The organism is Dactylosporangium sp. NPDC000555 (assembly GCF_040300025.1).
GTDB lineage: Bacteria > Actinomycetota > Actinomycetes > Mycobacteriales > Micromonosporaceae > Dactylosporangium.
Genome location: NZ_JBEPDB010000213.1, coordinates 1 through 1,159, shown reverse-complemented (window position 1 = coordinate 1,159; position 1,159 = coordinate 1). Strand labels below are relative to the sequence as shown.

Sequence of the window (1,159 nt, the reverse complement as noted above, 5' to 3'; positions counted from 1 at the left end):
GGGCGCTGCGGACGAGTCCCCAGACGGCGCCTTGGTCGGGGTCGGGGTCGTCGGTGTCGGTGACGGCTACCGCGCCACGCGTCACCACCACCAGGTGCTCCGAACCCTCCAGCCGCTGCTGCAACTGCTCCAGCACCCAGGCGACGGCTGCTCCCGGCCGATCGGCCGGGACCGCACCGGCATCGAGTACCACCGTTCCCGGCGCGGCGCCACGCCGCCCGCCGTCGGCCACCAGCTTCCACACCAGGGTGTACAAACCGGCCGTCGCGGTCTCCGGACCCGCGGTCTCCCGTAGGGTCAGCGCGTCGATGGACAGCACCGGCGCGCCAGCCGGATCGGTGATCGCGATGGCCACCTCGTCGTCCCCCGCCGGGGTTACCCGCACCCGCAGCGAACGAGCTCCGGTCGCGTGCAGCGAGACACCGGACCACTGCACCGGCAGACGCCGGCCCGCCCCGTCGTCGGTGACGCCGAGACAGTGCAACGCGGCATCGAACAGCGCCGGATGTACGCCGTACCCCCGGATGTCCGCGCCCGCGCCGACAGTGACCTCCGCGAAGATCGTCTCGCCGTCCCGCCATGCGGCGGTGAGACCCCGGAAACTTGCGCCGTATCGGTAGCCGCGTTCCGCCAACAGCTCGTACAGGTCGTCCACGTCGACCTCGACCGCACCGGCCGGCGGCCACGGCGCGGTGTCTGGCAGCGGCGGATCGATGTCCGCACCCAGGTGGCCGGTGGCGTGACAGGTCCATGCCTCGTCGGTGCCGGTGTTCGCCGGCCGAGCGTAGACGGTGATCGGCCGCCGGTCCTGATGGTCCGGCTCACCGACGCACACCTGTAACGCGGCGGTCCGGTCCAGCGGCAGCGGAGCGCGCAACGTCAGTTCCTCGATGCGGCCGTAGCCCACGGCGTCGCCCGCGAAGATTGCCATCTCGGCGAACGCGGTGGCCGGCAGCAGCGTCGTGTCGCCGATGACGTGCTCGGCGAGCCAGGTGTGCACTGCCGGGCTCAACGTGCCGGTGTGGAGCGTGCCGTCGATGTCGGCACGGTGCACGACCGTCGTCAGGAACGGATGCGTGGCCGCCCCCGCCGCATGACCCGTGGTCAGCCAGTAGCTCTGGTGTTGGAAGGGGTAGGTGGGTGCTTGGGGTAGGTGGTT

The 1,159-nt window shown here is 71.6% G+C and carries 1 protein-coding gene; it reads right to left on the bottom strand.

The features are described from left to right. Window positions 1-1,159: polyketide synthase dehydratase domain-containing protein (locus ABT297_RS43080; protein WP_350560024.1), on the bottom strand; the 1,159-nt coding region annotated here is incomplete at both ends.